The 26,163-nt window shown below is 71.8% G+C and carries 22 protein-coding genes and 1 tRNA gene; 9 read left to right on the top strand and 14 right to left on the bottom strand.

Translation table 11 applies throughout. The features are described from left to right. Window positions 1-89: 89 nt before the first annotated feature. The 4 genes from U874_RS0105360 to U874_RS0105345 are packed head-to-tail and all read right to left on the bottom strand — an operon-like array spanning window position 90 to window position 4,749. A complete protein-coding gene (locus tag U874_RS0105360; RefSeq protein ID WP_025133517.1) occupies window positions 90-1,133 on the bottom strand; it encodes an ABC transporter substrate-binding protein in 1,044 nt (347 codons plus the stop codon). A 12-nt stretch (window positions 1,134-1,145) separates the two neighbouring features. Continuing rightward, entirely contained in the window at window positions 1,146-1,946 is an 801-nt protein-coding gene (locus U874_RS0105355; RefSeq protein ID WP_025133516.1) for an ABC transporter ATP-binding protein, read from the bottom strand. Next, complete coding sequence (locus tag U874_RS0105350; protein ID WP_025133515.1) at window positions 1,943-3,007, bottom strand: iron ABC transporter permease; 1,065 nt, start codon at window positions 3,005-3,007, stop codon at window positions 1,943-1,945. The genes U874_RS0105355 and U874_RS0105350 overlap by 4 nt, the downstream gene beginning before the upstream one ends. After that, window positions 3,004-4,749 (bottom strand): prolyl oligopeptidase family serine peptidase, encoded by a 1,746-nt coding sequence (locus U874_RS0105345; RefSeq protein ID WP_025133514.1) that lies wholly within the window; start codon window positions 4,747-4,749, stop codon window positions 3,004-3,006. Before U874_RS0105345 ends, U874_RS0105350 begins: the two co-directional genes overlap by 4 nt. A 111-nt stretch (window positions 4,750-4,860) precedes the next feature. Between U874_RS0105345 and amiA the strand changes: the two genes are divergently transcribed. The 6 genes from amiA to U874_RS0105315 all read left to right on the top strand — a co-directional run bounded on the left by amiA (window position 4,861) and on the right by U874_RS0105315 (window position 12,684). Beyond that, window positions 4,861-4,959: a streptamidine family RiPP gene (gene amiA / locus U874_RS15870; protein WP_255342042.1), complete on the top strand. Its 99-nt coding sequence runs from the start codon at window positions 4,861-4,863 to the stop codon at window positions 4,957-4,959. An 89-nt stretch (window positions 4,960-5,048) separates the two neighbouring features. Next, entirely contained in the window at window positions 5,049-5,870 is an 822-nt protein-coding gene (locus U874_RS15775) for a hypothetical protein (protein WP_025133513.1), read from the top strand. Beyond that, window positions 5,857-8,220 (top strand): YcaO-like family protein, encoded by a 2,364-nt coding sequence (locus U874_RS15770; protein WP_025133512.1) that lies wholly within the window; start codon window positions 5,857-5,859, stop codon window positions 8,218-8,220. Before U874_RS15775 ends, U874_RS15770 begins: the two co-directional genes overlap by 14 nt. An 8-nt stretch (window positions 8,221-8,228) precedes the next feature. After that, window positions 8,229-9,263: a hypothetical protein gene (locus U874_RS0105325; protein WP_025133511.1), complete on the top strand. Its 1,035-nt coding sequence runs from the start codon at window positions 8,229-8,231 to the stop codon at window positions 9,261-9,263. Continuing rightward, window positions 9,260-10,930 carry an ABC transporter ATP-binding protein/permease gene (locus tag U874_RS0105320; protein ID WP_025133510.1) on the top strand — a complete coding sequence of 557 codons (1,671 nt, stop codon included), beginning with the start codon at window positions 9,260-9,262 and terminating at the stop codon, window positions 10,928-10,930. The genes U874_RS0105325 and U874_RS0105320 overlap by 4 nt, the downstream gene beginning before the upstream one ends. Next, the gene (locus U874_RS0105315) at window positions 10,927-12,684 is read left to right on the top strand and encodes an ABC transporter ATP-binding protein (protein ID WP_025133509.1); all 1,758 of its coding nucleotides are present in this window, start codon (window positions 10,927-10,929) and stop codon (window positions 12,682-12,684) included. The genes U874_RS0105320 and U874_RS0105315 overlap by 4 nt, the downstream gene beginning before the upstream one ends. A 9-nt stretch (window positions 12,685-12,693) precedes the next feature. Here U874_RS0105315 and U874_RS0105310 read toward each other — a convergent pair. Further along, window positions 12,694-12,766: transfer RNA gene (locus U874_RS0105310), tRNA-Lys, on the bottom strand. A 112-nt stretch (window positions 12,767-12,878) separates the two neighbouring features. Here U874_RS0105310 and U874_RS0105305 point away from each other — a divergent pair. After that, complete coding sequence (locus U874_RS0105305; RefSeq protein ID WP_025133508.1) at window positions 12,879-13,358, top strand: hypothetical protein; 480 nt, start codon at window positions 12,879-12,881, stop codon at window positions 13,356-13,358. Between the two features lie 165 nt (window positions 13,359-13,523). Further along, the gene (locus U874_RS0105300; protein WP_025133507.1) at window positions 13,524-14,153 is read left to right on the top strand and encodes a hypothetical protein; all 630 of its coding nucleotides are present in this window, start codon (window positions 13,524-13,526) and stop codon (window positions 14,151-14,153) included. A 217-nt stretch (window positions 14,154-14,370) separates the two neighbouring features. On the opposite strand, the gene U874_RS0105295 is transcribed toward U874_RS0105300, so the two are convergent. From U874_RS0105295 to U874_RS0105255, 9 genes are all read right to left on the bottom strand, one after another. Beyond that, window positions 14,371-16,170: a hypothetical protein gene (locus U874_RS0105295; RefSeq protein ID WP_025133506.1), complete on the bottom strand. Its 1,800-nt coding sequence runs from the start codon at window positions 16,168-16,170 to the stop codon at window positions 14,371-14,373. 325 nt (window positions 16,171-16,495) lie between these two features. Next, window positions 16,496-17,275 (bottom strand): phosphate ABC transporter ATP-binding protein PstB, encoded by a 780-nt coding sequence (pstB, locus tag U874_RS0105290; protein WP_025133505.1) that lies wholly within the window; start codon window positions 17,273-17,275, stop codon window positions 16,496-16,498. Window positions 17,276-17,315: 40 nt separating this feature from the next. Continuing rightward, window positions 17,316-18,437: a phosphate ABC transporter permease PstA gene (pstA, locus tag U874_RS0105285; RefSeq protein ID WP_051582811.1), complete on the bottom strand. Its 1,122-nt coding sequence runs from the start codon at window positions 18,435-18,437 to the stop codon at window positions 17,316-17,318. Beyond that, window positions 18,437-19,375: a phosphate ABC transporter permease subunit PstC gene (pstC, locus tag U874_RS0105280; RefSeq protein WP_025133503.1), complete on the bottom strand. Its 939-nt coding sequence runs from the start codon at window positions 19,373-19,375 to the stop codon at window positions 18,437-18,439. The genes pstA and pstC overlap by 1 nt, the downstream gene beginning before the upstream one ends. 81 nt (window positions 19,376-19,456) lie before the next feature. Next, a complete protein-coding gene (gene pstS, locus U874_RS0105275; RefSeq protein ID WP_025133502.1) occupies window positions 19,457-20,557 on the bottom strand; it encodes a phosphate ABC transporter substrate-binding protein PstS in 1,101 nt (366 codons plus the stop codon). A 288-nt stretch (window positions 20,558-20,845) separates the two neighbouring features. Beyond that, window positions 20,846-21,796, bottom strand: coding sequence for an NUDIX domain-containing protein (locus tag U874_RS15890; protein WP_025133501.1), 951 nt, complete (start codon window positions 21,794-21,796; stop codon window positions 20,846-20,848). After that, a complete protein-coding gene (locus tag U874_RS0105265; RefSeq protein ID WP_025133500.1) occupies window positions 21,793-23,919 on the bottom strand; it encodes an RNA degradosome polyphosphate kinase in 2,127 nt (708 codons plus the stop codon). Before U874_RS0105265 ends, U874_RS15890 begins: the two co-directional genes overlap by 4 nt. Beyond that, window positions 23,916-24,926: a mycothiol synthase gene (gene mshD, locus U874_RS0105260; protein ID WP_025133499.1), complete on the bottom strand. Its 1,011-nt coding sequence runs from the start codon at window positions 24,924-24,926 to the stop codon at window positions 23,916-23,918. Before mshD ends, U874_RS0105265 begins: the two co-directional genes overlap by 4 nt. After that, window positions 24,910-25,599, bottom strand: coding sequence for a response regulator transcription factor (locus U874_RS0105255; protein WP_025133498.1), 690 nt, complete (start codon window positions 25,597-25,599; stop codon window positions 24,910-24,912). Before U874_RS0105255 ends, mshD begins: the two co-directional genes overlap by 17 nt. Before the next feature lie 104 nt (window positions 25,600-25,703). On the opposite strand from U874_RS0105255, the gene U874_RS0105250 reads away from it, so the two are divergent. Then, window positions 25,704-26,006 (top strand): hypothetical protein, encoded by a 303-nt coding sequence (locus U874_RS0105250; RefSeq protein WP_025133497.1) that lies wholly within the window; start codon window positions 25,704-25,706, stop codon window positions 26,004-26,006. Window positions 26,007-26,163: the final 157 nt, after the last annotated feature.

Here is a 26,163-nt window from a genome sequence, read left to right as displayed (position 1 = left end):
TCGCTCCGCGACGCTCAGCGTCGCGGAGCGAGGAGAGATCGGAGCTCGGGAAGGGGGACCTACCCCTTGCTCTGGATGCTCATGGCGGCTTACTGCGACTCCGCGGTTTGCGGGTAGAGCCCGGCCGCGATCCGCTGGACCGCGTCGATGTTGCCCAGGGTGCCCGGGAAGGTGTCGCTGAAGGGGATCGCGATGAGGCGGTCGTTCTTCACCGCGGGCATGTCGGGGAACGTCTTCCGCAGGTAGTCCCGCGTGGCACGCTCGTGCGCGTCGTCAGTCACCGCGAACACCAGCGCCTCGGGGCGCTGGGCCGCGAGCGACTCGGGGGTGATCTGCGCGGCGAAGAAGTCGGCGAACGCGGGGTCCTTCGGGCCGTAGAGGTTCTCGGCCCCGGCGAGTCGCATGATGTCGTGCTCGACACCCGCCCCAATCGCGGACAGCGAGGTCCCGTCGACGAAGACCTGGGCGGCCTTCGGCTTCCGCTCGCCGTCGATGGTCCGCTGCACCTCGGCGAGATCCTGCTGCGCCCGGTCGGTGAGCCGTGCCGCTTCGTCCTCGGCCCCGAAGATCCGCCCCAGGTTCTTCAGATCGACGAAGAGGTCGTCGACGGTCCCGGTCATGCGCCGCTCGAAGCAGCCGCCGGTGGCGACGTAGGCCGTGGCGCCCGCGGCGGTCAGCTGATCGATGCTCGCGAACCCCTTCTCCGCGGTGAACTCGTAGGTGGTCGGCGAGTAGACGAAGTCCGGCGACACCGCGAGCAGGTCCTCGCGGCTGGGCGGGGCCGCCTCGCCGATCACCGGGATGCTCGTCGCGAGCTTCGCGACGTCGTCGGGCAAGGCGAGCGACGTGGTCTGGGCCTGGCCGACCATCCGGTCCGCGACGCCCAGGCGGAGCAGCAGTTCGGTCTGGGACGGGTGGAGGCCGACCACGGCCTTCGGCGTGCTCGGGACGGTGAGCTCCCGGCCGCAGTTCTCGAGTACGACGGGGCCCGCGTCCGTCCGCGCCTGCGGCCGCTCGTCGGCGACCGCCGAGCCGCAGCCGACGAGTGCGAGGGCGAGCGCCGACGCCGAGACCGCGAGCGGAATGCGGGATCGGGCCGCTCGCGGTCGGGTGGTGAGGGTGCGCTGCTGCATGGTTCTCCTTGATTATTCGTGCGCGGATGCGCGGGTGGGTGCGGGCTCGGCGATGGGCCGGAACCTCAGGAAGCGGTGGCCGGAGGCATCCTCCGTCGACGGGCGCGGATCGACCCCGAACACCTCGCGGACGAGGGGTGCGCCGAGGACATCGCCCGGGGAGCCGAACGCGCGCACGCGCCCCTCGTGGAGCACGGCGACGTCGTCGCAGAAGTCGGCGGCGAGCGAGAGGTCGTGGAGCGCTGCGACGACCGTGATCCCGATGCCGCGGACGAGGCGCATGATCTCGAGCTGATGGGTGATGTCGAGGTGGTTGGTGGGTTCGTCGAGCACGAGGATCCGGCCCTCCTGCGCGAGTGCTCGAGCGAGCATCACCCGTTGGCGCTGCCCGCCGGAGAGCTGCCGGAGCAACCGGCCGGCGTGCGCTTCGAGGCCGACGGTGCGCAGCGCGCGCTCGACGGCGCGACGGTCGACCGCCCGTTCGGGGGAGAACGCGGCCTGGTGCGGCGCCCGCCCGACCATCACGGTCTCGTGCACGGTCAGATCGAACTCGGACGGGGCGTCCTGGAGCATGACGGCGACCGTTCGGGCGAGCTTCCGTGGCGGGATCGCCGCGACGTCGGTGCCGTCGACGGTGACCCGGCCGCTCGTCGGTCGCCGTGCGCCGAAGACCGTGCGCAGCAGCGTCGATTTCCCGCTGCCGTTCGGACCGATCAGCGCGGTGACCCGGCCGGGCCGGATCCGCAGGTCGATGCCGGTGAGGACCGGGTGCCCGCCGAGGTCGACGCGGAGGTCGTGGAACTCGATGCTCATCGGTCGAACCCCGCTCGCTCGCCTCCGCGGCGCATCAGCCAGAGGAAGAACGGGGCGCCGACGAAGGCCGTGAGGATCCCGAGCGGGATCTCGGTCGGAGCGGCGACGGTGCGCGCGAGCAGGTCGGCGATCATGAGGAACAGGGCTCCGGCGAGCACGGTCACCGGCAGCATCCTCCGGTGGTCCGAGCCGACGAGCATGCGGGCGACGTGGGGGACGACGAGGCCGACGAACCCGATGCCGCCGCTCACCGCGACCACCACGCCGGTGAGCAGGGAGGCGATGACGAGCAGCACCGCGCGGAGCCGGGTCGTGCGCACGCCGACGGCGAGCGCGGACTCGTCTCCCGAGAGCAGCGCGTTCATGGGGCGGGTGAGCGCCAGCGCTGCGACGCAGGACACGAGGAGGGCGACGGCGGGGATCGGCAGCGACGACATGGTCGCGGCGGAGACACTGCCGAGGAGGAAGAACATGATGCTCACGACGTTCTGCGCATCCGTTGTGAGCGTGAGGTAGCTCGTGACGGCGCTGAGCAGCGAACCGAGCGCGACTCCGGCGAGGATCATCCGCGTGGGCGAGAGCTCGCCCCGACGGCGGGCGAGGAACACCACGAGGATCCCGGCCAGCATCGCGCCGAGGAATGCGGCACCGCTGAGCCCGAGTCCCGCGGCTGCTGCGCTGCCGCCCACGATGACGAGTACGGCTCCGACGCTCGCCCCGGAGGAGACGCCGAGGATGTAGGGCTCGGCGAGCGGGTTGCGCACCACCACCTGCATGATCGCGCCGGCGAGCGCGAGCCCGGCTCCCGATATGCCCGCGAGCAGGGCGCGGGGCAGCCGGAACTGCCACACCGCCTGATCCTGGAGCGGGGTGAGGGACCCGTCGGTCATCCAGGGCATCCCCGGGATCAGGTGTCCGATGACGAGCCGTGCGGCATCGGCGAGCCCGACCTGCACGGTGCCGGTCGAACCCGAGACCACGAGGACGACGAGGATCCCGCAGGCGAGGGCGCTCAGCAGCGCGACCCGGCGGAACGCGCGACCCGGGCGGACGGCGGTCATGCCTCGGCCAGCCCGGTCGTGCGCGCCGCGAACGCGAGGATCCTGGACCCGATGGCGTGCAGGGCGTCCAGGTGGTTGGCCCCGTGGCCGGCTCCCCGGGCCTCCCAGAGCTCCGCCCGAGCGCCGTGCCCGCGCAGGGCGTCGACGACGCGCCGGGTGTCGTCGGGCGCCACCCGGGTGTCCTCCGCGAGCACGATGCCGAGGAACGCCGGAACGGGCTGATCGGGCCGCAGTCTCCTCGCGCGTTCGAGCGGCGAGAGGCGTCGCAGCCGTTCGCGGCTCTCGGCGGTCCCGTCGTCGCCGAACTCGTCGCGCCACAGGCGTCCGAGCGGGTGGGCGTCGAGCGCGAGCAGGTCCAGCGGAGCCGCGGTCACGGCGATCCCCGAGAAGCTTCCGGGGTGCTCGAGGCCGCAGGCCGCCGCGATGCAGCCGCCGTGGGACGCGCCCGCCAGCACTAGCAGCTCGGGGCGGCTGATGCCCGCCGCGCAGAGTCCCGCGGCCACCGCGGCGAGATCGTCGACGGCGCGCTGCTTCCGGGCCCCGCTGCCCGCCCACCACCACTCGTTCCCGCGCTCGCCGCCGCCCCGGATCTGCGCGATCGCGTAGCCGCCACCGTGGTCGACCCAGGCGGGGATGGTCGGCTCGAACTCGGGAAGGGCCGGGACGCCGAAGCCGCCGTAGCAGGTGAGGATCACGGGGATCGGTCCGGTGCGGTCGTGCGGAAGCGCGAGGATCACCGTGATCTCGGTCCCGTCGTCGGCTCGCACGGTCAGCGTCGAGGTGCGGGGACCGTCCTCGGTGCCCGGCGCGGGCTCGGCGTCCGTGAACGGGGCGGTCGCCTCGGTCAGCGGGATCACGCGGGGCGGGACGAGCGGGGCCTCGACGCGGACGACCGGCCCGTGGTCGGTCATCGCGATCCCCGTCGCGGCAGCGGGGCCGTGGCCGGCGGCGATCTCGCGGATCTCGCGGGACGCCCCGTCGGAGAGACCCACCACGACGCTGCGTCCGTCGCTGGCCCCGAGCGCGAGGATCCCGTCGCCGGAGGAGGCGAGGTCGGTGATCCGGAGCCCCGGTTCGTGCCAGCTCCACCGATGCGCCCCGCGGTCGGTGAAGCGGTCGATTCCACGGTCGTGCCAGACGACGAACCCCTCGTCGCAGATCGCCGTCCGGTGCACCGCGCCGTAGCGGCCGACCGATGCGCCGGTGCTCCGGTCGATCAGTTCGGTCGGTCCGCCGTCTGGTCGCCGGGCGAGCAGGCCCTCCGCGCCTCCGGGCAGCAGCCGGACGCGTTCCACGCCGGCGACGGGCATCCTTGTGCTCCGGCCCGATACGACGTCCAGTTCGATGATCGCGCGTTCCCGGCTCGCGGCGACCTCGAGGCGAGAGGAATCGGCGCTCCAGAGCACCGGGTCGTGGCGCACGCCGATGCGCTCGTGGAGGCGAAGCTCCTCGCGTTCCGCATCGACGATCCCGAGCACGGCGTTCTCGTCGGCGCGGGGCGCCCACTCGACCGCGATCCGGCGTCGATTCGGCGCCGGCGTGATGCGGAGCAGGTGGCCCTCGGGCTCGATGACGGTGGTGCCGTCGACGCGGTAGAGCCCGGTCCGGTACCGCTTCGGGCGACGGCCGAGTACGAAACCGTCGACGGGGAGACCGGGGCGCTCGTGCGCTTCCCAGTCTCTGAGGGCGGCGTCGAGCGAGTCGGCGACCCGCGTCTGCTGAGGGCGCGATGAATCTGGCATGCCGGCGAGTCTAGTAGATATTGAGAATCATTTTCATCTAGGGTGTGAGCACTCGCCCCGCGAGTCCGTCCGAGAACCCTCGGGCGGTGCACACACGAAAGGAATCACCCCATGGAGCAGCGAATCATCGCCGAGATCGAAGAGACCGAGCAGCTCGCGCACCACTCGGCCACCCACTCGAACGCCCTGGTCGAGAACCCCTTCGAGTGAGATCGGGGCCATCCCCGGCCCGTATCCGGCCCGGTCGGGCGATTCGTCGCCCGGCCGGGCTCTCCCCGAGAACCACACCGAGGAACCATATGGAACAGCAGAAACCGGCGCTCCCGATCCCGGGCACCGGAGCCCAGCTCGTCGTCTCCGCCCCCGCACGGGACGTCGTGCACCTGGCCTCCGGCCGATTGGTCAGGATCCAGGACCGCCCCGACGGTCTCGAATCGCTGCTCGACCCGGAAGATCGCGGTGCCGACGCCGACTTCGATACCGAGTACCTCCGACGACTGGTCGAGGAGATCCGGTCCGATGAGGCCGCGGCCCGGGTCGAGCGCTGGCCCGAGCATCGCCGGGAGGTGCTGCTGCTCGGTCCGGCCGGCGACGTGCTCGATGCCGTCGAGGCCGCGCTGAGCGCGTGGGGCGCCGACGTGCGCCGGGCGGATCCGGGATCGGACCCCGTCCCCGTCCCACGGTCCGGACTCACCGTCCTCTACGCCGAGGACGCGCGCCTGCGGGACGCCTGGACCGCCTGGGAGGCCCGCGCAGGCGACAGCGCGGCCCGCATCCGGGCGTATCGGGAGGGCGACACCGTGTTCGTCGATCCCCTCGCCGTCGCGCCGGTGGACCCGACCGCGATCCAGGTCGTCGGACGTCGCGTTGCGGCGAGCGCGTCCCCGGAGGAGCTCGATGCCTGGATCCGCACGGCGGGCTCGCCGCCGCAGCCGCTCGACGACGCGGCGCGGACCCTGCTGGTGGCCCGGGTGGTCGAGCTCGCGGTCGCCTGGGCGCGGGACGAACCGACCCTCGACGCGCTGCGGCGCACGCTGTGGAAGCTCGTGGCGCCCACCGGATCGATCGGACTGCACCCGCTGCTCCCGTACCCGGAGGCGCCCGAGCGTGCGGTCCGCTGAGCCCGTCCCCGCGCGGCACCACTGCTCGACCCGGGACGGCATCGAGCTGCGGGGGCTGATCTGGTCGCCGCGGAGTCCGCGCGGTACCGTCCTGATCCGAACCCCCTACGACGCCGGTGCGCACGCTCCGATCGCGCGCTCCTGGAACCGGCGCGGGTACCGCTGCATCGTGCAGGACGTGCGTGGCCGGTACGCCTCCGACGGCGAGTGGGATCCCTATCGGCACGAGGCGGAGGACGGTGCCGACGCCCTCCGCGCCGTCGATGGCGAGTTCCCCGGGGTTCCGCTCCTGCTCTACGGGGCCTCGTACGCCGCGCACACCGCGCTCGAAGCCGCCCGCGCCTGGGACGGGGCACCGGCGGGGATGCTGCTGCTCGTCCCGGCGCTCGGGCTCGCTGAGACCGCCCGTTCCGTCGACGGCGCGCCCCAGTACCGCTCCCGCATCGGATGGTGGCACGAGCACGGGCGCGGCCCGCGTTCGGCCCCGCCCCTGCCCGAGACCGAGCTGTCGGACCGAGCGCGGCGGGCCCGCGAGCTCGGTCCGCTGCGTGCCGCCGAGACCTGGGGGTGGCCCGCGGACGTTCTCGAACGCTGGCGCAAGCTCTGGGGCGCCGAACCTCGGAACCTCGCAGACTGCGCCTCGGGGCGGACGGAACCGCTGCTCCTGATCCGCGGCGACGCCGATTTCTTCCATGCCGATGCCGGACGTCTCGCCGCGGTCTGGCCCGGTCGCACCCACCTCGTCGACGGTCCGTGGGGTCATCGGCTCGCCGCCGACCTCGACCCGGCCGAGGCGGCCGCGCTCGGAACCGCCGGCGGTCTCGGCGCGGTCATCGACGCCTGGCTCGCCCGCGAGGGTCTGCCCGTTCCACGACCACGGAGACCCCTCGCCCTTCCCGATGGCCCGGCGACCCGCTCGGTCTTCGGCCCCGCAGACGGCGCCTGGCGCCACGAGAGGATCCCCATGCACCCGTCCCACCTGCCCGACCCGATTCCCGTCGAGGACCTGGTCGATGCGGAATGCGGCCTCATCCGCTCGATCGCGCGGGTCGGACCGCCGGCCGGCGCCCCGCCGGCGTACCTCGCCCTCACCGCGTCGGTGTCGGATGCGCGCCGCCTCGGCGAATGGCCCGCGGACCGCGTCTCCCTCGGCACCTCGTTCGGCGATCCGGCCGCGGCCCGCATCGCCGCGATCGGGGAGGGGATCGAACGCTACTGCGGCAACTGGATCCCGGCGGATCCGCTTCCCGAGGACCTGCGCATCGGCACCGCCGAGCAGTTGCGCGCCGACGGGGAGACGGTCGTGCCGCCGACCGAGCTCCCGTCCTTCGCACCGTGGCAGCTCGACCGGGCGGACTTCCCGTACCGGGCCCTCCGCGAGGACACCCCCGCACTGTGGGCCCGCTGCTCGGATCGTACGGGGCGAGCCCACTGGCTCCCCGCGGCGTTGACGCACCTGAACTGGCGTCAGCGCCGGTTCCGCGGGCTACCGAGGACCCACCACCTGAACTACGCGGGGATCGCCACCGGCGCGGGAGCCGAGGACGCGGCCGATCGGGGTGTGCTCGAGGTGATCGAACGGGACGCGCTCGAAACCTGGTGGCATCTCGACGGACCGACCTTCGGTATCGATCCGGCGACGGTTCCCGGCCTGCTCGACGACCTGGACGGCGGCGAGCTGAGCGTGCATCTTGTGGCCATGCCGTCGGAGTTCGCCCCGGCGGTCGCGGCGCTCGTGCACGACGAGCGGCGCGGCCTCTACGCCGCGGGGTTCTCCGCGCACCTCGATCCGGTGCGGGCCGCGCGCAAGGCGGTGCTCGAAGCGGTGCACACCTGGGTCTACACGCAGGGCTGCACGGCGGCCGACGGCTGGGTCTTCCGCGCGATCGACCGGGGACTCATGGCCGCCGGGCTGCATCTCGAGCATCGTGCGAACGCCGACTACACCGCGATCGCCGGCCCCCGGTTCGAGCGGGTGATCGATCTCGGTGCGCACGTGCAGGTCTGGCTCGACCCCGAGGTGCACCGGGAGGCACGTCGGTTCACCGAGCCGGCGCTCGGCGTCCGCTCGATCGACGCGCTCGTCCCGACGACCATGCCGCAGGTCTACGCCGAACTGGAACGGCGCGGCCATCGCGTCCTGACGCGGGATCTCACCACCTCCGACGTGCGCCGTACCGCGCTGCGCGTCGTGCGCACCGTGGTCACCGGGCTCGTGCCCAATGCTCCGGCCGCCTTCGCCTACCTCGGGATGCCGCGCTTCGGCGAGGCGGCGCTCGAACGCGGCTGGCGCGATCGCTGGACCGGGGGCCCGGACGAGTTCACCCTCGTCCCGCCCCCGCACATGTGAGACGCGCGATGGGACCGCGCATCCTCCCGTCGCCCGTCGCGGCGCCCCCGATTCCGGAGCTCCTCCGGCGCGCATTCTCCGGCGCGCACCCGGGCCCTCCGGTGCCTCCCGGCCCGCGCGGGAACCCCTGGTGGAACGGGGGTGCCGAACCGGCGGAGGTCGCACCGGGGATCCGGGCGCTCGCCGACGCGCTGCTGCGGGCGGGGGAGCCGCACCGCACCGCGTCGGGCGAGCCGACCTCGATCCCTCGTCGCCCGATCCCCTCGGCCGGGGGTGCGTACCCGGTGCAGCTCCACCTAGTGGGTTCCGACGGCGGGCGTTTCGCCTACGACCCCGATACCGACCGCTGGTGGCGACGAAGCCCGGCGCGGGAGCGCGTCGCCGGATGGCCCTCCGGGGTCCGCCCCCGGGGAAGCTGGCTGGTGCTCGCCGTCCAACCGGGGCGGAGCTTCGGCCGCTATCGGCATCGGGCCTGGCCGCTGTGGATCGCGGACACGGCGTACGCGCTGCAGGCGGCGCGCTTCGTGCTGGCCGGCTCTCACCGGGTCCGGCTCGGTCCCGACGCGGACCTCCGCGCGCTGCTGGCGTTCCCCGCCGCGCACGACGTCGATGCCTGGCTCCGGCTCGGGCTCGCGCCGCTGCTCCCGCTCGCGACGATGGAGATCGCCGATGACCCCGCGGTGCTTGACTCGCATCGGAGCCTGCTGCGCGAGCGGCGGAGCCCGGAGCGCTCGGAGTATCTCGCCCGGGCCGAGGGAAATCCGCCGAGTCCCGGGGCCGAACGCGTCGCGCTCGCCTCGGGGCAATCGTGGGTCCGGGGCGCCTCGGTGGTGCGCGTCTGGTCCGTGCCCGCCGATCCGCCGGCCGACCTGCTGCTCCGAGAGCTCTGGCGTGCGCACCTCGAGGCCGCCGAACTACTCACCTCGGCGCTGCGCTCGGGCACGTACGGCGTCCGCCCGGTGTCCGGCATCTCGCCGGAACCCGGCACCTGGATCCTGCACGCGTCCGCGCTGCTCGCCCGATCGAAGGAGTCCGACCGATGATGCTGGTGCCCGTTCTCTGGCGCGAAGCCCTGAGGCACCCGACGCTGTTCCTCCTCTCCGCGGTGCTGCAGCTCGCCGTCCTCGCGACGCACGTGCTGCAGGCGACCGCCATTGCGTGGGCGCTGTCGGGGTTCTTCCGCGGCGATGCCTCGCAGGTGATCGCCTGCGCCATCGCGATCCTCGTCGGTGCGGTGCTCAGGATCCTGCTCGCGCTGGGGCAGGCGGCCGCGTCCGCCCGGCTCGGCGGGCGCGTCCGGAGCGCTCTGCGCCGCGGAGCGCTGATCTCGGTGCTGCGACCCGAACGGCTGCACGACGCGGCAGCGGGCGACGGCGCCGCGGCCGCCGCGATCGTCGACGGCGTAGAGGGGACCGATGCGTACGTGTCGAAGTACATTCCGGCGACCGTGCAGCTCGTCGTCGGCACCCCGCTCGTGCTCCTGGCTCTCTGCTCCGTCTCTCCGCTCGCAGCGGGATGCGTCGCCCTCGGCGTCCTGCTCGCGGTTCTCGGGCCGCTGCTCTGGAAGCGTGCACTGGCACGACGGGGCGACGGGCAGTGGGGCGAGTACGAATCCCTGAGCGGCGAGGTGCTCCACTCGCTGCGGGGCATGTCGACGCTCCGCCTGCTCGGCGACGTGGATCGCACGCGGGAGCGCATCGCGCACCGTTCCGACGCGCTCCGCCGGGCGACGGAACGAACCATGCGGGCGTCTCTCGCGGGCACGGCGGTGACCGACTTCGCGGTGCAGGGCGGGCTCGTCGCCGCAGCGTTCGTCGCGATCGGGAGCGCGGTCTCCGGCTCCCCGGCGCCGTTCGCGATCTACGCCGTGCTGCTGCTCTCGTCGGAGGCGTTCCGGCCGGTTCGCGATCTCTCCCGGCACTGGCACGCCGGGTTCCTCGGCCTGACTGCGGTGCCCAGCCTGCGCGAGCTGGGCGCCTTCCCGGCAGGAGATCCGGGTCGGGATCCCGGTCGGGAGGAGCTTCCCCGCCCCGAGGACGCCCCCGCCGCATCCACGCACGGCGAGGTCCTCCGACTCGATCGCGTGTCGTTCCGCTATCCGTCGGCGGAGCAGGGCGTGGTGCACGATGCCGAGCTCGTCGTCGAACGCGGCCGCCTGCACGCCGTCGTGGGGCCCTCGGGCGCCGGCAAATCGACGCTGTTCGATCTGGTGCTCGGCTTCCTGACCCCCGACTCCGGCCGGATCGAACTCGACGGACGTCCGCTCCGGACCGGCGACACCGCCGTGCTCTCCCAACGGCCCGTGCTCTTCGCGGGCACGCTGCGCGAGAACCTCGACCCGCACGGGCGCGCATCGCAGGACGAGCTCGTCGACGCCTGCGCCCGCGCCGGAATCCTGCCGGAGATCCGCGCCCTGCCCGACGGCTTCCGCACCGAGGTGACCGAGGCGGGCTCGAGCTTCTCCGGCGGGCAGCGGCAGCGGATTGCCCTCGCCCGTGCCCTCCTCGCAGACCGCCCGATCCTCCTCGTCGACGAGCCGACCAGCGCGCTCGATCCGGCGAGCGCGGAGATCGTGATGCGGTCACTCCACGAGGTCGCCCGGGACCGGATCGTGCTGATGATCACCCACCGGATCGAGACGCTCCGCGGCGTCTCGGACATCCATCTGCTCGACGCCGGCCGGCTCCGGTCGCAGGAAGGCATCCTATGAAGACGTCGGAGGCCCTGCGCGCCTATGCCCGGCTCCTGGTGGCCCTGCGGCCCGAACGCGCAGGCATGGTGCGGGGATTCGCGACCGGCGCCGCGAGCGCGGTGGGCCTCGCCGTGCTCTCGGCGCTCATCGCCGGCGGTGTCGGCGGCGCGCTCGTGACGGGAGCGTGGCCGCCGGGCTGGTGGATCGCCGCGGTCCTCGCGCTGGTACTCGTCCGTGCGGTGCTCACCTGGCACGAGATGGACTTCTCCCACGCGCTCGCGTACCGGGTGCTGGCCCGCCTCCGGGCGTCGCTGTTCGACTCGTACGCGCGCAGCACGCCGGCCCGTCGGCGGGAGCACTCGGCGAAGGGTGCCGCGGCGGCGCTCGGGGACATCGAGAAACTGGAGTTCTTCTACGCGCACACGGTCGCGCAGCTCGCGACCTCGGCGCTGGTGTTCCTGCTGTCCGCGGTCGCGTCGGCGGTCCTGCTGCCCGCCGCGGCCCTGGTCGTGCTGCTCGGCGGGGCGCTCGTGCTCGGGTCGATCCTGCTCGGCGCCCGGACGGCGCGCGCACTCGGCGTCCGCGAGCAGCGCGAACGGGAACAGCTGACGACGAGCATCGTCGATGCGCTGGGAGCGCTGCGGGAGGTGCTCTCGGCGGGGCTGGAACCCCGGGTGATCGCCGACGCCGAGGCGGCGACCCGGCGATCGGCGCGAACCTCGGCCCGCACGGAGATGCTCGCGCAGACCGTCTCCGGGCTCCGCGAGCTCGCCGTCGCGGTCGTCGTCATCGGGGTGGTCCTCGCCGGGGCCGCGGCCGCGGGACTCCTCGGCGGCGATCCGGTGCCCGCCGGGACCACGGCGATCCTTCCCGCGCTGATCGCGATCGCGGTCGCCGGTGTCGCCGCGCTGAGCGATGCCGCGGCCACCCTCGGGCAGCTCGGGCCCCTGGTCGCGAGCGCGCGGAACGTCGCCGCGGGGCTCGACCGGCCAGCCGTCGTCGGCGGGACGCGGGACGGAGCGCCGCTTCCCGGCGGCCCCCTCGGGATCCGCTTCAGAACGGTGGGGTTCTCCTACGGCGGGCGGGCCGCCGTGGTCTCGGGCTGGTCCGCGTCGGTCCGTCCCGGTGCCCACGTCGGTCTCGCGGGCGCTTCCGGCGCGGGGAAGAGCACCCTGCTCGCCCTCGCCGGCCGCCTCTGGGACCCGGACTCGGGTTCGGTCGAGCTCGTCGACGGCACCGGACGCGGGTACGCGCTCGATGCGATCCCCGATGCGGAACTCCGCCGTGCCATCGGGTTCGTGGAGCAGGACGGACACCTCTTCCCGGGGACGGTCCGGGACAATCTGCTCCGCGGCGCGGGCACAGACGGGTGCGGCGACGAGGCTCTGCGCAGCGCCCTCGCCGAGGTCGGAGCCGATGGCTGGATCTCGCTGGACGACGAACTCGGCGAGCAGGGCGTCCGGCTGTCCGGCGGGCAGCACGCGAGGCTGCGGCTGGCGCGGGCGCTGGTCCGGCGCCCCCGCGTGCTGATCGTCGACGAGATCACCGCCAGCCTCGACCCCGAATCGGAGCGCGCGATCTCCGACGTCATCGCCCGATTCCCCGGAACCGTGCTGGCCGCCTCCCACCGCGCGGAAACCCTGGAGCGCTTCGACGAGGTGCTCGAAATTGAGACGGCGAACGCCCCAACGTACACGACGCCACTTGATCCCCAGGCGCGCATCGCGGCGCCGAAACGCGGTCACCCCGCGACGCAGCGCGACGCGGGGTGACTGGGGCAGTAGGCCCCGCCGGGCTCGAACCGGCGACCCGCGGATTAAAAGTCCGATGCTCTACCAACTGAGCTAGAGGCCCCTACGCGCTCTAATCTATCGTGTTTTCCCGCTCTCCCGATCCACGCAGGTGCACCACTCAGTGGCCGCGCACGTTCCGATCAGCGAGCCCATCACCTCTCGAAAGGTCAGCAATGGTTGGGTCAAGGAACAACAGCCTGAAACGCGCGATACTGCGCGAGGACCTCGGTGCGGCGGTGCAGATCGCCGCAGAGCTGTCGATCTCGGCGGTGATGCGGACACTCTCCGAGGGTGCAGGTGAGACTCGTCCGGAGTGGTGCGATGCGTTCATTCGCGCGTGGCACGAGTCGCTCTCCCCGGGGGAGCAGCTGAGCGTCGCGATGCAGACCTTCGATCTCTATGTCCTCGACCTGGTGGTGCTGCCTGGTGCGGAGGAGACCGCGATCACTCGGCTACTGCAGTCCTCCGGGCGCGCGTGCGAGTCGATTCGAGAGGCTCTCCTCGCGAGCGCGGTCGTTGCCGAAAGCCCGGACGCGGGGGTGAGCCCAGAGCAGGCGGCCGAGATGATCGGTCTTGCTGCGGGACCGGTCTCCGACGCCGCCCAGCGCAGCGCGCACCTGGCTCGAAGTATCGATCGTGCGCGTGACGCCTGAGCGATCGGGGCGAGGCGCGGCCGGAGACTCGGGGAGTGCCGGCGCTCAGTTCAGTCTACCGCGCCTTCCCGAACGCCCGATCCACGCGCGGCGCCCCTCGGCGGCGTAGACTCGCCAGGTCCCGTGCCGGGAAGCGGCGGCGGGCGATCCCGAGCGAGGAGATGCGTGACCCGAGAACACCTGCGCCCCGTGCTGCAACCGAGCCTGTCATTCGACTGGGTGATTGGTTCCGACGAGGCGGGCGCCGCGCACCGGCTGGCCCAGGAGACCTCCTGGGCGTTGCTCGACCGTGTGCGCCGGGGCACCGACCCCGACGTGGTGGACCGAGTGGTCGGCCTCGCCTCCGGCGACGGCCTGCACGACATCGCCGAGCTGTGGGCGGGTCAGACGGCGCACTCCCTCGCCGGGGTGCTCTGGCGCCTGTACCTGCTGCGCCGCGTCGTCGAGGCCGACGCTGAGGCCGCGGCAGACCTCTTCCGGCGCGGCTCCGCCGTCTCCGTGACGATCGACCCAATCGTTGCGGGTGCCGCCGAGCCGGTCACGCCGCTCTCGATCGTCGCGCTCTGCGACACGATCCTCCGCGGCGCCTTCGTCGGCGATTTGGGAGCCGCGCTCGAGCGCGCGGCGAGCTACTGCCGGGTGATGGCGCTCGGGGCGGCGGATCTCGCGGACGCCCGGGACGCGCACGACGAGGCGCACGCGGGCCAGCTGACCACGCGCGCGCTGCGCTACTCCACGCTCAGCCAGGAACTCCACGCCGGGGCACGCCGCTGGCGTGACGGCACCCTGGCCTAGCCGGGAAAGCCGGGATAGCCGGGCCGACCGGGATCCAGGGCGAAGCGCGCCGGGGCGCGCGCGGGCGCAACCCGCCCTGACGCGCGGAATCGGGCTGCGGTACACTGGGGGAGCCGGGCCGCAGTAACCCCGGGCTCCAATTTTCGCCGCTTCGAGCGGCCTTCCGCCGAGAGGCGTTTCTGCGGTTCGGTCTTATTCTTCGCGCGGACGATCTGCGCTAGCTCACGTGCACCCAGGGGCGTCGGCGCGGATCCGGCGCCGCCTCGCGCAGCACCTCGCGCGTCATGGGGGCGATCTCACCGTCGCCGAACAGGAAGAACCGCGCGAGCTGCGCCAGCGGATTCCCCTCGGTCCAGCGGAAGTAGATGTGCGGCGTGCAGCCGATGGCCTCCTGCAGGTGCAGGCCGACCGCGGCGATCGCATTCGGAATCGAGCTCGACTCCACCGTCAGGATCCGGAACCCGTGCCGCTCGATGCCCCGCACCTCGAGCTCTCCCTCGAAGTCGGAACTGTCGGTCACGGTCACCTCGATGAAGAGCGGTGCGGCGTCGCTCAGGCTGTGGGCCACGCGCGCGTGCGCGAGCTTCGCCGCGTAGCGCTCGGGGCTCACATCCTGGGGCTCGTGCGCGATGAGGTGCACGGGGTGTCCCGAGGAGACGAAGGAAGCGGCCCGGGCGTCGAGTCGCACGGCCGTGGCGCGCAGCTCCGTCGAGCGGGCGATGCGCGAGACGAAGCTCACCACCAGGATGCCGAGGATGAAGCAGGCGGCGATCCTGATCCCGTCGGGGCGCTCGATGATGTTCGCGGCCGTCGTGTACAGGAACACGACGCTGATCGCGCCGAAGCCGATCGTGGCTCGGCGCTCCCCGCGGGCGCGTGCCGCGAGCGTCACGGCGACTGCCGCGGAGGTGATGAGCACGAGCACACCGGTCGCGTAGGCCCCGCCCTGGGCGTCCACGCTCGCGTCGAAGATCCACGTGATGAGGAACGCGATCGCGGTGAAGACGAGCACGAGCGGGCGCGTGGCGCGCGCCCAGGCGGGGGCCATGCCGAAGCGGGGGAGGTAGCGCGGCACGAGGTTCAGGAGGCCGGCCATGGCGGAGGCGCCCGCGAACCACAGGATCGCGATCGTGACGAGGTCGTAGGCGGTGCCGAAGCCCTCGCCGAGGAACTCGTGGGCGAGGTAGGCGAGCGCGCGCCCGTTGGCCGCGCCGCCCTCCTGGAACTCCGCGGCGGGGATCAGCGCGACGGTGGTGATCGAGGAGGCGATGAGGAAGCCGCTCATGATCAGCGCCGAGGTGGTGAGGAGGCGCTTGGCCCCGCGGATCCGTCCGGCGGGGTGGGCCTCGGTGTCGTTCGCGTCGCCCCGGATCTGCGGCATGACGGCGACGCCCGTCTCGAATCCCGACAGGCCGAGCGCGAGCTTCGGGAAGACGACGAGCGCGATCCCGATGACGAAGAGCGGGTTGCCGTGCTGGGTGGTGAGTACGCCCCACCAGTCACCGATCGGCGCGGGGTTGCCCACGAGATGGACGATCGCCACGACGATCACGATGAGGTTCGCCGCGAGGAAGAGCCCGACGAGGAGCGTGGCCACGCGGATCGCCTCGCGGAAGCCGCGGAGGAACACGATCCCGAGCCCGCCGAGGAGCGCGAGCGTGATGACGACCTCCTGGCCGCGGAGCTCCGCCGGGGCGAACGGGTTCTCGACGAGGTGCGCCGTGGCGTCGGCCGCGGAAAGCGTCATCGTGATCATGAAGTCGGTCGCGGCGAAGCCGAGCAGCGCGAGCACGGCGAGCTTGCCGCTCCAGCGGGGGAGGAGCTTCGCGAGCATGGCGATCGACCCGGTGCCGTGCGGGCTCTCCTGCGCCACGCGGCGGTACACGGGGAGCGCCCCGGCGAGCGTCACGAGCACGAGCACGATCGTGGCGATGGGGGCGATCGCCCCGGCGGCGAGTGCCGCGATCGCCGGCTGGTAGCCGAGCGTCGAGAAGTAGTCGACGCCCGTGAGGCACATGACGCGGAACCAGTGCGTGCGGCGATGCTCGCCCGGACGGCCGTGCGGGCCGGTGTGCTCGCCCGGGGCCTCCGCCGTCTCGGCCATGAGCCAGGTGCGCAGGCGGTGGCCGTGCCCGGCGTCGGGGAGGTCCTGAGGGGCGGTCTCGAGCGAGGACCGGGATGCGGAGGTGTGCACGGCGTAACAGTACGCCCGCGGCCGCCGGGGTGTCCAGCGCCACGGCACACACACGCGATCGGGGCCGCTGGGGCACGGTGTCGCGCGCCACAGCGCGGCGACACCCTGCCCAAGCGACCCCGATCGGGAAGGGGAAGCGCGGGGAGATCTAGCCGAAGCGGCCCGACACGTAGTCCTCGGTGGCCTGCACGGAGGGCGTGGAGAAGATCGTCGAGGTGTCGTCGTACTCGATGAGCTTGCCCGGCTTGCCGGTGCCCGCGATGTTGAAGAACGCGGTGCGGTCGGAGACGCGGGAGGCCTGCTGCATGTTGTGCGTCACGATCACGATCGTGTACTCCTGCTTCAGCTGATCGATCAGGTCCTCGATCGCGAGGGTCGAGATCGGGTCGAGCGCGGAGCAGGGCTCGTCCATGAGGAGCACCTCGGGGGAGACGGCGATCGCGCGCGCGATGCAGAGACGCTGCTGCTGGCCGCCCGACAGGCCCGAGCCGGGCTTGTCGAGGCGGTCCTTGACCTCGTTCCAGAGGTTCGCGCCTGTGAGCGACTTCTCGACGAGGTCCTCGGCGTCGCTCTTCGAGAGCTTCCGGTTGTTGAGGCGCACGCCGGCGAGCACGTTCTCGCGGATCGACATGGTGGGGAACGGGTTCGGGCGCTGGAAGACCATGCCCACCTGGCGGCGCACGAGCACGGGATCGACGCCAGCACCGTACAGGTCCTCGCCGTCGAGCAGCACCTCTCCCTCGACGCGCGCTCCGGGGATCGCCTCGTGCATGCGGTTGAGGGTGCGGAGGAAGGTCGACTTGCCGCAGCCCGAGGGGCCGATGAAGGCGGTGACGCTGCGGGGCTCGATGTTCATCGTGACCCCCTCGACCGCGAGGAACTTCGAGTAGTAGACGTTGAGGTCCGAGACCTCGATGCGCTTCGACATTCGGTGTGCTTTCCTTTGGCTGCGAACTCTGGGCGCCGCGTTAGCGGCCGAACTTGGGCGAGAACCACTTCGCGATGAGGCGAGCGAGGAGGTTCAGAGCCATGACGATGAGGATCAGGAGGAGGGCGGCGGCCCACGCGCGCTCGAGGAACGCGAAGGCCGGGTTGCCCTGGTTCGCGAACTGCGTGTACACGTACACGGGGAGCGACTGCATGCGATCCGAGAAGAGGTTGTAGTTCATCGACGCGGTGAAGCCCGCGGTGATGAGGAGGGGTGCGGTCTCGCCGATCACGCGGGCGATCGCGAGCATGACGCCCGTCGTGATACCGGCGATCGAGGTGGGGAGCACGATCTTCAGGATCGTGCGCCACTTCGGCACGCCGAGCGCGTAGGAGGCCTCGCGGAGCTCGTTCGGCACGAGCCGCAGCATCTCCTCGCTCGAGCGCACGACGACCGGGATCATGAGCACCGACAGCGCGACCGCGCCGACGATGCCCATGCGGACGCCCGGGCCGAAGAACACCGCGAAGAGCGCGAAGGCGAAGAGGCCGGCGACGATCGAGGGGATGCCCGTCATCACGTCCACGAGGAAGGTGATGGTCTTCGCGAGGCGGCCGCGGCCGTACTCGACGAGGTAGATCGAGGTCATGAGCCCGAGCGGCACCGAGATAATGGTCGCCGCGAGCGTGATCAGCAGGGTGCCGACCATGGCGTGGAGCGCGCCGCCGCCCTCGCCCGTGACGTTGCGCATCGAGGAGGTGAAGAACTCGGCGTCGAAGCGCGCGATGCCGTTCGAGACGACGGTGATGCCGACCGAGACGAGCGGCACCATCGCGAGCAGGAACGCGCCCGTCACGAGGCCGGTGACCAGGCGGTCGACGGCCTGGCGGCGGCCCTCGACGGTGCCCGAGAGGATCGTGATGACCGCGAGGTAGGCGAGCACGCCGATGAGCACGGCGCCCACGAGCGAGAACTCGGAACCGCTCGCGGCGGAGAGGAGCGCGAAGAGCGCGAAGGATCCGACGAGGCTCGCGCCGAGCACGATCCAGGGCGTGCTGCGCGGCAGCCGGTTGCCCGCGAGGGCGGATCCCGCATGGACGGGGCGGACGGTGAGTGCCACGGGTGCGCTCCTCTTTTCTTTCCGTTCGGTCTGCTGCAGCATCAGTTGGCGGCGGAGAACTCGGCGCGGCGGCTGATGATCCAGCGGGCCAGCGCGTTCACCAGGAAGGTGACGATGAACAGGATGAGGCCGGTCGCGATGAGCACGTTGATGTTCTCGCCGTAGGCCTCGGGGAAGGCGAGCGCGATGTTCGCCGCGATCGTGGACGGGTTCTCGGAGGTGAGGAGCTTGAAGCTCACGACGCCGGTCGCGGAGAGGACCATTGCGACGGCCATGGTCTCGCCGAGCGCGCGGCCGAGCCCGAGCATGGCGGCGGAGATGATGCCGGGGCGGCCGAAGGGGAGCACCGAGAGGCGGATCATCTCCCAGCGGGTCGCGCCGAGCGCGAGCGCCGCCTCCTTGTGGAGCACGGGCGCCTGGAGGAAGATCTCGCGGCAGATCGCGGTCATGATCGGGAGGATCATCACGGCGAGCACGAGGGCCGCGGTGAGGATGGTGCGGCCGGTACCGGTGACGACGCCGCCGAAGAGCGGGATCCAGCCGAAGTGGTCGTTGAGCCAGGCGTAGACGGGCTGGGCCGCGGGTGCGAGCACGCCGATGCCCCAGAGGCCGAACACGACGCTCGGCACGGCGGCCAGCAGGTCGACGATGTAGCCGAGCAGCTGCGCCAGCTGGCGGGGCGCGTAGTGCGAGATGAAGAGCGCGATGCCGATCGCGAGCGGCAGCGCGACCGCAAGCGCAAGCGTTGCCGCCCATACGGTGCCGAAGACGAGGGGGCCGACGTAGGCCCAGAAGTTGCTGCTGAGCAGCGATGCGGTCTCGTTCGTCGCGACGAACGCGGGGAGACTGCGGACGATCAGGAAGATCGCGACGGCGGCGAGCGTCACGAGGATCATGCTGCCCGCGAAGAGCGCGGACCGCGAGAAGACGCGATCGCCGAGGCTCAGCACCGGCTTGGAAGGGGCGGAAGCGGTGGTCACTCGGGCTCCTGGTTCGTGACGGGTGTGGTGGGTCGAACACGGCGAGTGGGGCGCGGCGTGCGCCGCGCCCCACTCGAGCGATTAGCTGATCGCGTCGATCGCGGGCTGGATCTTGGTGCGCAGATCGGCCGAGATCGGGGCGCTGCCCGCGGCGTCCGCCGCGACCTTCTGGCCCTCTTCGCTCACGATGTAGCTGAAGTACTCCTTGACGAGCTCGGCGTTGGCCGAGTCGGCGTACTGCTCGCAGCCGACGAGGTAGCTCACGAGGACGATCGGGTAGACGCCGGCCTCGGTGGAGTTACGGTCGAGCTTGATCGCGAGATCGTGATCGGTGCGGCCGTCCTCGAGGGGCGACGCGTCGACGATCGCGGCGGCGGCCTCGGGGGTGTACGCCACGTACTCGTCGCCGACCTTGATCTCGACGGTGCCGAGCTCGCCGGCGCGCGAGGCGTCCGCGTAGCCGATCGTGCCGACGCCGTTGGTCACGGCCTCGACGACGCCCGAGGTGCCCTGGGCGCCCTCGCCGCCGAACTCGGTCGGCCACGACTCGATCGAGCCGACGGTCCAGTCGTTCGGGGCCGCTGCCGCGAGGTAGTCGGTGAAGTTGCCGGTGGTGCCCGACTCATCCGAGCGGTGCACGGCGGTGATGTTCTGGTCGGGGAGTGCGACGCCCTCGTTCTGCGACGCGATCGCCGGGTCGTTCCACTTGGTGATCGAGCCCGAGAAGATCTTCGCCACGGTCGACGCATCGAGCTTCAGGGAGTCGACGCCCTCGACGTTGAAGATGAGGGCGATGGGGGAGATGTACGCGGGGAATTCGACGATCCCAGTGTCGGGGGCGCAGGCCTGGAAGGGGCCGGCCGAGATCTCCTCGGCCTTGAACGCGCGGTCGGAACCGGCGAAGGCGCTCGCGCCCTGCTGGAACGTCTCGCGACCCGCACCCGAACCGGTGGGATCGTAGTTCACGGTCACGTCAGCGTGGGTGGTCTGGAAACCGGCGACCCAGGCCTCCTGGGCCGAGCCCTGCGAGGACGCGCCGGCACCGACGAGCTCGCCCGCGAGCGAGGAGGAGTTGCCGTCCGTGGGGGCCGTGGAGCCCGACTCGTTCGCGGCGCAGGAGGTCAGCGTGAGCGCGGCGAGTCCGCCGATGGCCGCGACCTTGGTCAGTGCTGAGAGCTTCACTTGCGTGTGATCCAATCTGAGAGCGGATGTTGGGGGTGGTCTCGTTCGACCACATCCCCACGCTAAGCGGGCAGTGTGAAGCGCGGTCTGCCAGCGGGTGAACAACGGGTGAACGAGTGGGAGCGGCTGTGCGTCGGCGGCGCCGGGGCGCGACCCCGGACGGTCACCCCGAGTTCAGATCCTGGCCGTCATTCCGGGCGCCGCGGGCCGAGGTTCGCCACTCGCTTCGGCCCGCGAACGGGCGCGGATCCCATGCGGGCCCGCCGCGGATCCGGGCGAGGCTCCCGCTCAGTGCTTCAGCGGATAGGTTTCGACGGCGAGGATCCCGGCGCCCGGGCGGGTGCGGGAGAAGTGGAACACGGAGAATCCCCCGGGCGGCAGCGCGGTCGCCTCGCTCAGGTAGTCTCCGGGCACGCTGCCGGTCGCGAGGACGAGCTCGCGCGCGAGGTCCGGGAGAACGGGCCGGTGGCTGCACACGATGGTGCTCTTGCCCCGTGTGATGATCTTCCCCATGAGCCGCCGGGTCTCGGCGAGATCCCCCGCGTCCCAGAAGTCCTGGCTCAGCGCCTCCGAGACGCGGACGCGCTTGTCGAGGTGCGCCGCGAGCGGGGCGACGGTCTCCAGGCAGCGGCGCGCGCTCGACGAGCGGATCCGCTTCGGCCCGAAGCAGGCGAGGATCGGCACGAGCGTGCGCGCCTGCAGCTCGCCCGCGTCGGTCAGGCCGCGCAGGTGGTCGACGGGAGCGCCCTCGCCGCGCGGCTCGGCTTTCGCGTGGCGCAGCAGCGTCACCGAGAAGGTGTCGAGCAGCTCGTGCTCGGCGAGCCGCAGGAACACGTCGTAGAGCTCGCGGTCGGCGCGGTACGAGAGCCGTGCGCGCGCCGCGCTCGCGGGCACCCACTCGAGCGCCTGCACTTCGTTGTTCGGGGTGAACGTCGACGCGAGCGCTGCGGCGCCGGTCACCTCCGCCGCCCAGTACTGCACGGTCTTCCGGCGGCCGCCGCTCAGCTCGTAGTGGATCGTGCCGAGGTTCACGCCGAGCGTGACGCCGAGGCCGGTCTCCTCGCGTGTCTCGCGGACGGCGGCCTCGGGCATGCTCTCGCCCGGGTCGAGCTTCCCCTTCGGGAACGACACGTCGCGCTGCTTCGTGCGGTGGATGAGGAGCACGTGCAGCTGCTCGCCCGCCGGCGTCGGCACCCGCCGCCAGCAGACCGTGCCCGCGGCGAGGATCTCGGTGCTCACCGCGTTCTCCGTGCCCTCGCCTCGGTCCGGTCGATCATCACGAGGTCCTGGAGATCGGGGAGCAGCTCGCCCTCCTCGCTGATCACCCGGCGCTGCCAGCTGCCATCCGGCAGCATCCGCCACGACGACACGTCGTCGCTGAACGCGAACGAGAAGAAGCGGTCGATGCGCTCGAGGTGCTCCCGGTCGGTGATGCTCACGAGCACCTCGATGCGGCGGTCGAGGTTGCGGTGCATGAGGTCGGCGCTGCCGATGAAGACGTCGCGCTCGCCCGCGTTCTCGAAGGCGTAGATGCGAGAGTGCTCGAGGTAGCGGCCCAGCACGGAGCGCACCTGGATGTTCTCGGACAGCCCCGGGACGCCGGCGCGGATCGAGCAGATGCCGCGCACCCACACCTCGACGGGCACACCGGCCTGGCTCGCGCGGTAGAGGGCGTCGATGATGGCCTCGTCGACCATCGAGTTCGCCTTGAGCTTGATGCCGCTCGGGCGCCCGGCCCGCGCGTGATCGGCCTCGCGCTCGATGCGCTCGAGCAGGCCGTGGCGCAGCTGGAGCGGCGCGACGAGGAGCCGGTTGTAGTCCGTCTCGATCGCGTAGCCCGAGAGCACGTTGAAGAGCTTCGTCACGTCGCGGCCGACCTCGGGCGAGGAGGTGAACAGGCCGAAGTCCTCGTAGATGCGGCTCGTCTTCGGGTTGTAGTTTCCCGTGCCGATGTGGCAGTAGTGGGCGAGCCTGCCGCCTTCCTCGCGGATCACCTGAACGAGCTTGCAGTGGGTCTTCAACCCGACGAGGCCGTAGACCACGTGCACACCCGCCTGCTCGAGCTTGCGGGCCCAGGTGATGTTCGCCTCCTCGTCGAAGCGAGCCTTCACCTCGACGAGCGCGAGCACCTGCTTGCCCGCCTCGGCGGCCTTGATGAGCGCGGCGACGATGGGGCTGTCGCCCGAGGTGCGGTACAGCGTCTGCTTAATGGCGAGCACATCGGGATCGGTCGCCGCCTGCTCGAGGAAGGCCTGGACACTCGTCGCGAAGGACTCGTACGGGTGGTGCACGAGCACCTCGCGGCGCGCGATGGCGGCGAAGGTGTCCGGGCGCTCGCTCGGCGAGTTCGTGCGGAACTTCGGGTGGGTCACCGGGATGTGCGGCTTGAACTTCAGGTCCGGCCGGGGGAGCCCCGTGAGCGCGAACAGCCCTGAGAGGTCGAGCGGCGCGGGCAGCGTGTAGACCTGCTCCTCGTCGATGTCGAACTCGCGGACGAGTAGTTCGAGCGTCGCCGGATCCATGTCGTCGGAGATCTCGAGCCGGATCGGCGGGCCGAAGCGACGGCGCAGCAGCTCCTTCTCGAGCGCCTGGATGAGGTTCTCGGTCTCGTCCTCCTCGATCTCCATGTCCTCGTTGCGCGTCACGCGGAAGACGTGGTGGTCGATGACCTCCATGCCGGGGAAGAGACCGTCGAGTTGGTTCGCGATGAGCGCCTCGAGCGGGATGTACCGGATGTCCTCGGCGTCCTCGCGGCGGTCGACGCGCACGTAGCGCGGAATCATCTGCGGCACCTTGAGGCGCGCGAACTCGATCTTGTCGGTGCGAGTGTTGCGCACCCGGATCGAGAGGTTGAGGGCCCGGCCCGAGATGTAGGGGAACGGGTGCGCGGGATCGACGGCGAGCGGCATGAGCACGGGGTAGATCCGCTGCTCGTAGTAGTCCGTGAGGATCACGCGGTCCGCGTCGTCGAGCTGCTCCCAGTCGACGATCTTGATCCCGGCCTCGGCGAGCGCGGGCTGCACTTGCTCGCGGAAGCAGTTCGCGTGCCGCAGCTGCAGCTCGTACGCCGTGCGGTTGATGTCGGCGAGGACCTCGGTGGGGGCGCGCCCCACGTTCGTCGGCACCGCGAGCCCCGTGACGATGCGGCGCTTCAGCCCCGCGACGCGCACCATGAAGAACTCGTCGAGGTTCGACGCGAAGATAGCGAGGAAGTTCGCGCGCTCAAGCAGCGGGATCGTGGGATCCTCGGCCAGCTCGAGCACCCGCTGGTTGAACGCCAGCCAGCTCAGCTCACGGTCGATGTAGCGATCCGCGGGCAGGGGGGCGAGATCGGTGGCGACTTCGGGCGTCTCTTCGCTCATGCGTCCATTCTGGCACCTGCGCCGTCGCCGGCGCCCGTTTCCCACTGGCGGCTGCGTGAATCGACCGTGAACCCCGCGCGCTCGTACAGCCGCACGGCGCGCTCGTTCTCACCGTCCACGTAGAGCGTCACACTGCGCGGCGCATGCTCGGCCATGCGCGCGAGCGTGACGTCGAGGAGCAAGCTGCCGAGCCGGCGCCCCGCGTGCTCCGGGTGCACGGCGAGTGCGTACAGCTCGGTGTCTCGGGCGTCCGTCTCCGGGTCGCGGAGCGTTTTCACCCAGGTCGAGCCGATCGCCTCGCCCCGCGCATCCGTGAGCAGGATCAGGTCGGCCGCGTCGAACCAGGGCTCGGCGGCGAGCTGCGCGAGATCCGCCTCCGTCATGCGCCCCTGCTCGGGGTGCGTCGCGAAGGCGGCCGCATTCACCCGCACCCACGCGGCCGAGTCGCCCGGCTCGGCACCGAAGCGGTGCAGCCCGAGGCCGGCGGGAGCGAGCGCGAGCGGGTCGCGGCCGTCCGCGGGGAGCAGTGCGGGATCGAGCGCCATGCGGAAGAGCGAGCGCACGGGGACGAAACCCGCTGCCTCAAGCAGGGCATCGGCGGCCGGATTCGTGCCGTGGGCCCAGGCGCGCAGCGGGCCGTCCGCGGGCCGATGCCGGGCGAGCAGCGCAGCGAGCGCCCGGGCGCCGACACCGCGGCCGCGCGCCTCGGGGCGGACCACGAGGTCGAGCTCGCCGTCGCCGATGATCCCGAGCGCGAGCGCGTCTGCTCCGTGCGGAGCATCGCCGGGCGTCGCGCCGGGCTCGGTGCCGGGCGTCGCGCTGGGAGCCGCGAACACGATGAGTGCGCGCTCGCCGCGGGCGGCGGCGAGCATCGCCTGATCCGACACGGGAGGCACACCGTCGGTGGCCTCCGCTGCGGCGATGATCCCGCGCGCCGTTGCGAGCAGCTCGGCCTCGGGCGCTCGCCCCGCTGCGGTGAACTCGAGCAGATCAGTGCGCGGAGCCATGTTCCTCATCCTCCCCGGCGAGCTTGGCTCGCGCGAATCCGTAGCCGACGCCGCGCACGGTGCTGATGAGCCCCTCGTGATCGCCGAGCTTCGCTCGGAGCCGCCGCACGTGCACGTCGACCGTGCGGGTGCCTCCGAAGTAGTCGGTGCCCCAGACCTCGCTGAGCAGCTGCTCGCGGGTGAACACCCGCCCGGGGTGCCCGGCGAGGAAGTGCAGCAGCTCGAACTCCTTGTAGGTGAGGTCGAGCGGGCGGCCAAACAGGCGCGCGGTGAAATTGGACTCGTCAATGACAACGCCCGCGGCCTGGACCGCGGGCGGGGGAGTCTGCGCGGAGGACTGCTGTGCGAGCAGGCGCAGGCGGAGCTCGATCTCCGCGGGACTCGCCGTGGGGAGCAGCAGCTCCGCGATCCCCCACTCCGCGGTCAGCGCCGTGAGCGCGACCTCGGGGAGGATGACCACGCGGGGCGTGCTCACGCCCGAGGTCAGGCTGAGGCACGCGCTGCGCGCTCGGCGGGCGTCGAGCGTGCCGTCGATGAGGATTGCGTCGTAGCGGGCGGCGAGCGTCTCCGGGATCTGGAGCGCGAGCGGCGAGGTGCGCAGCTCGTGGGGTAGCAGGTCGAGCCCGGGAAGCGATTCGGCCGGGTCCCGGTCCGTGAGGCAGAGCAGCTCCATGCGCGATGCTCCCTTCCTCGTTCCCTGAACACCCCCAGTCTACGGGGGCGTACGTTTCGACTCCGTTTCGCCCAGGTTTCGGCGCCGTGTGGAAGAATGTGGCCGTGACCGAGTCCCAGATCGAAGAACCTCGGGAGATGCCCGACGTGCACTCCTGGCACGTGCCGCGACTCATCGCCGCGTGGGCCGTCGCCGCAGTGATCGGCGCGCTCGTCACGATCCTCGTCCCGAACGAGGACCGCTTCGCCTGGCTCGTGTTCGCGATCGGGGCGAGCACGCTCGTCACCTTCGGGCTCCAGCTCGGCACGGCGCAGCGCGTCGGCTTCATCACTCGCGTGGCGTTCAGCGTTGCGGGCTCGGTGCTCGTGATCGGGGCGATCGACGTCATCGGGCTGCTCATCGGCTGAGTCCTCACCCGGCTCGATTTCGGGTAGACTGGCCGCATGCTGCTTGCGCTCGAACTCTTCTTTCTCGGCCTCCTGGGCCTCGCATCCCTGGCGATTGCGTGGGTCTCGGGCACTGTCATCTACAAGCTCTTCAAGGGGCAGCGCTAGTCGCCTGCGT

Source organism: Leucobacter sp. PH1c, assembly GCF_000633415.1.
Lineage (GTDB): Bacteria > Actinomycetota > Actinomycetes > Actinomycetales > Microbacteriaceae > Leucobacter.
This window is presented reverse-complemented; position numbering and strand designations above follow the sequence as displayed.

What these genes read in the sequence shown, in the direction of transcription:
- U874_RS0105305 (WP_025133508.1), top strand. Translation starts at nt 12,879, where the DNA reads ATGGTTGGGTCAAGGAACAACAGCCTGAAACGCGCGATACTGCGCGAG.
- U874_RS0105350 (WP_025133515.1), bottom strand. Translation starts at nt 3,007, where the DNA reads ATGACCGCCGTCCGCCCGGGTCGCGCGTTCCGCCGGGTCGCGCTGCTG.
- U874_RS0105320 (WP_025133510.1), top strand. Translation starts at nt 9,260, where the DNA reads ATGATGCTGGTGCCCGTTCTCTGGCGCGAAGCCCTGAGGCACCCGACG.
- mshD (WP_025133499.1), bottom strand. Translation starts at nt 24,926, where the DNA reads ATGGCTCCGCGCACTGATCTGCTCGAGTTCACCGCAGCGGGGCGAGCG.
- pstA (WP_051582811.1), bottom strand. Translation starts at nt 18,437, where the DNA reads ATGCTGCAGCAGACCGAACGGAAAGAAAAGAGGAGCGCACCCGTGGCA.
- amiA (WP_255342042.1), top strand. Translation starts at nt 4,861, where the DNA reads ATGGAGCAGCGAATCATCGCCGAGATCGAAGAGACCGAGCAGCTCGCG.
- U874_RS15775 (WP_025133513.1), top strand. Translation starts at nt 5,049, where the DNA reads ATGGAACAGCAGAAACCGGCGCTCCCGATCCCGGGCACCGGAGCCCAG.
- U874_RS0105325 (WP_025133511.1), top strand. Translation starts at nt 8,229, where the DNA reads ATGGGACCGCGCATCCTCCCGTCGCCCGTCGCGGCGCCCCCGATTCCG.
- U874_RS0105360 (WP_025133517.1), bottom strand. Translation starts at nt 1,133, where the DNA reads ATGCAGCAGCGCACCCTCACCACCCGACCGCGAGCGGCCCGATCCCGC.
- U874_RS0105355 (WP_025133516.1), bottom strand. Translation starts at nt 1,946, where the DNA reads ATGAGCATCGAGTTCCACGACCTCCGCGTCGACCTCGGCGGGCACCCG.
- U874_RS0105255 (WP_025133498.1), bottom strand. Translation starts at nt 25,599, where the DNA reads ATGGAGCTGCTCTGCCTCACGGACCGGGACCCGGCCGAATCGCTTCCC.
- U874_RS0105295 (WP_025133506.1), bottom strand. Translation starts at nt 16,170, where the DNA reads ATGTGCCTCACGGGCGTCGACTACTTCTCGACGCTCGGCTACCAGCCG.
- pstB (WP_025133505.1), bottom strand. Translation starts at nt 17,275, where the DNA reads ATGTCGAAGCGCATCGAGGTCTCGGACCTCAACGTCTACTACTCGAAG.
- U874_RS0105265 (WP_025133500.1), bottom strand. Translation starts at nt 23,919, where the DNA reads ATGAGCGAAGAGACGCCCGAAGTCGCCACCGATCTCGCCCCCCTGCCC.
- U874_RS0105315 (WP_025133509.1), top strand. Translation starts at nt 10,927, where the DNA reads ATGAAGACGTCGGAGGCCCTGCGCGCCTATGCCCGGCTCCTGGTGGCC.
- U874_RS0105345 (WP_025133514.1), bottom strand. Translation starts at nt 4,749, where the DNA reads ATGCCAGATTCATCGCGCCCTCAGCAGACGCGGGTCGCCGACTCGCTC.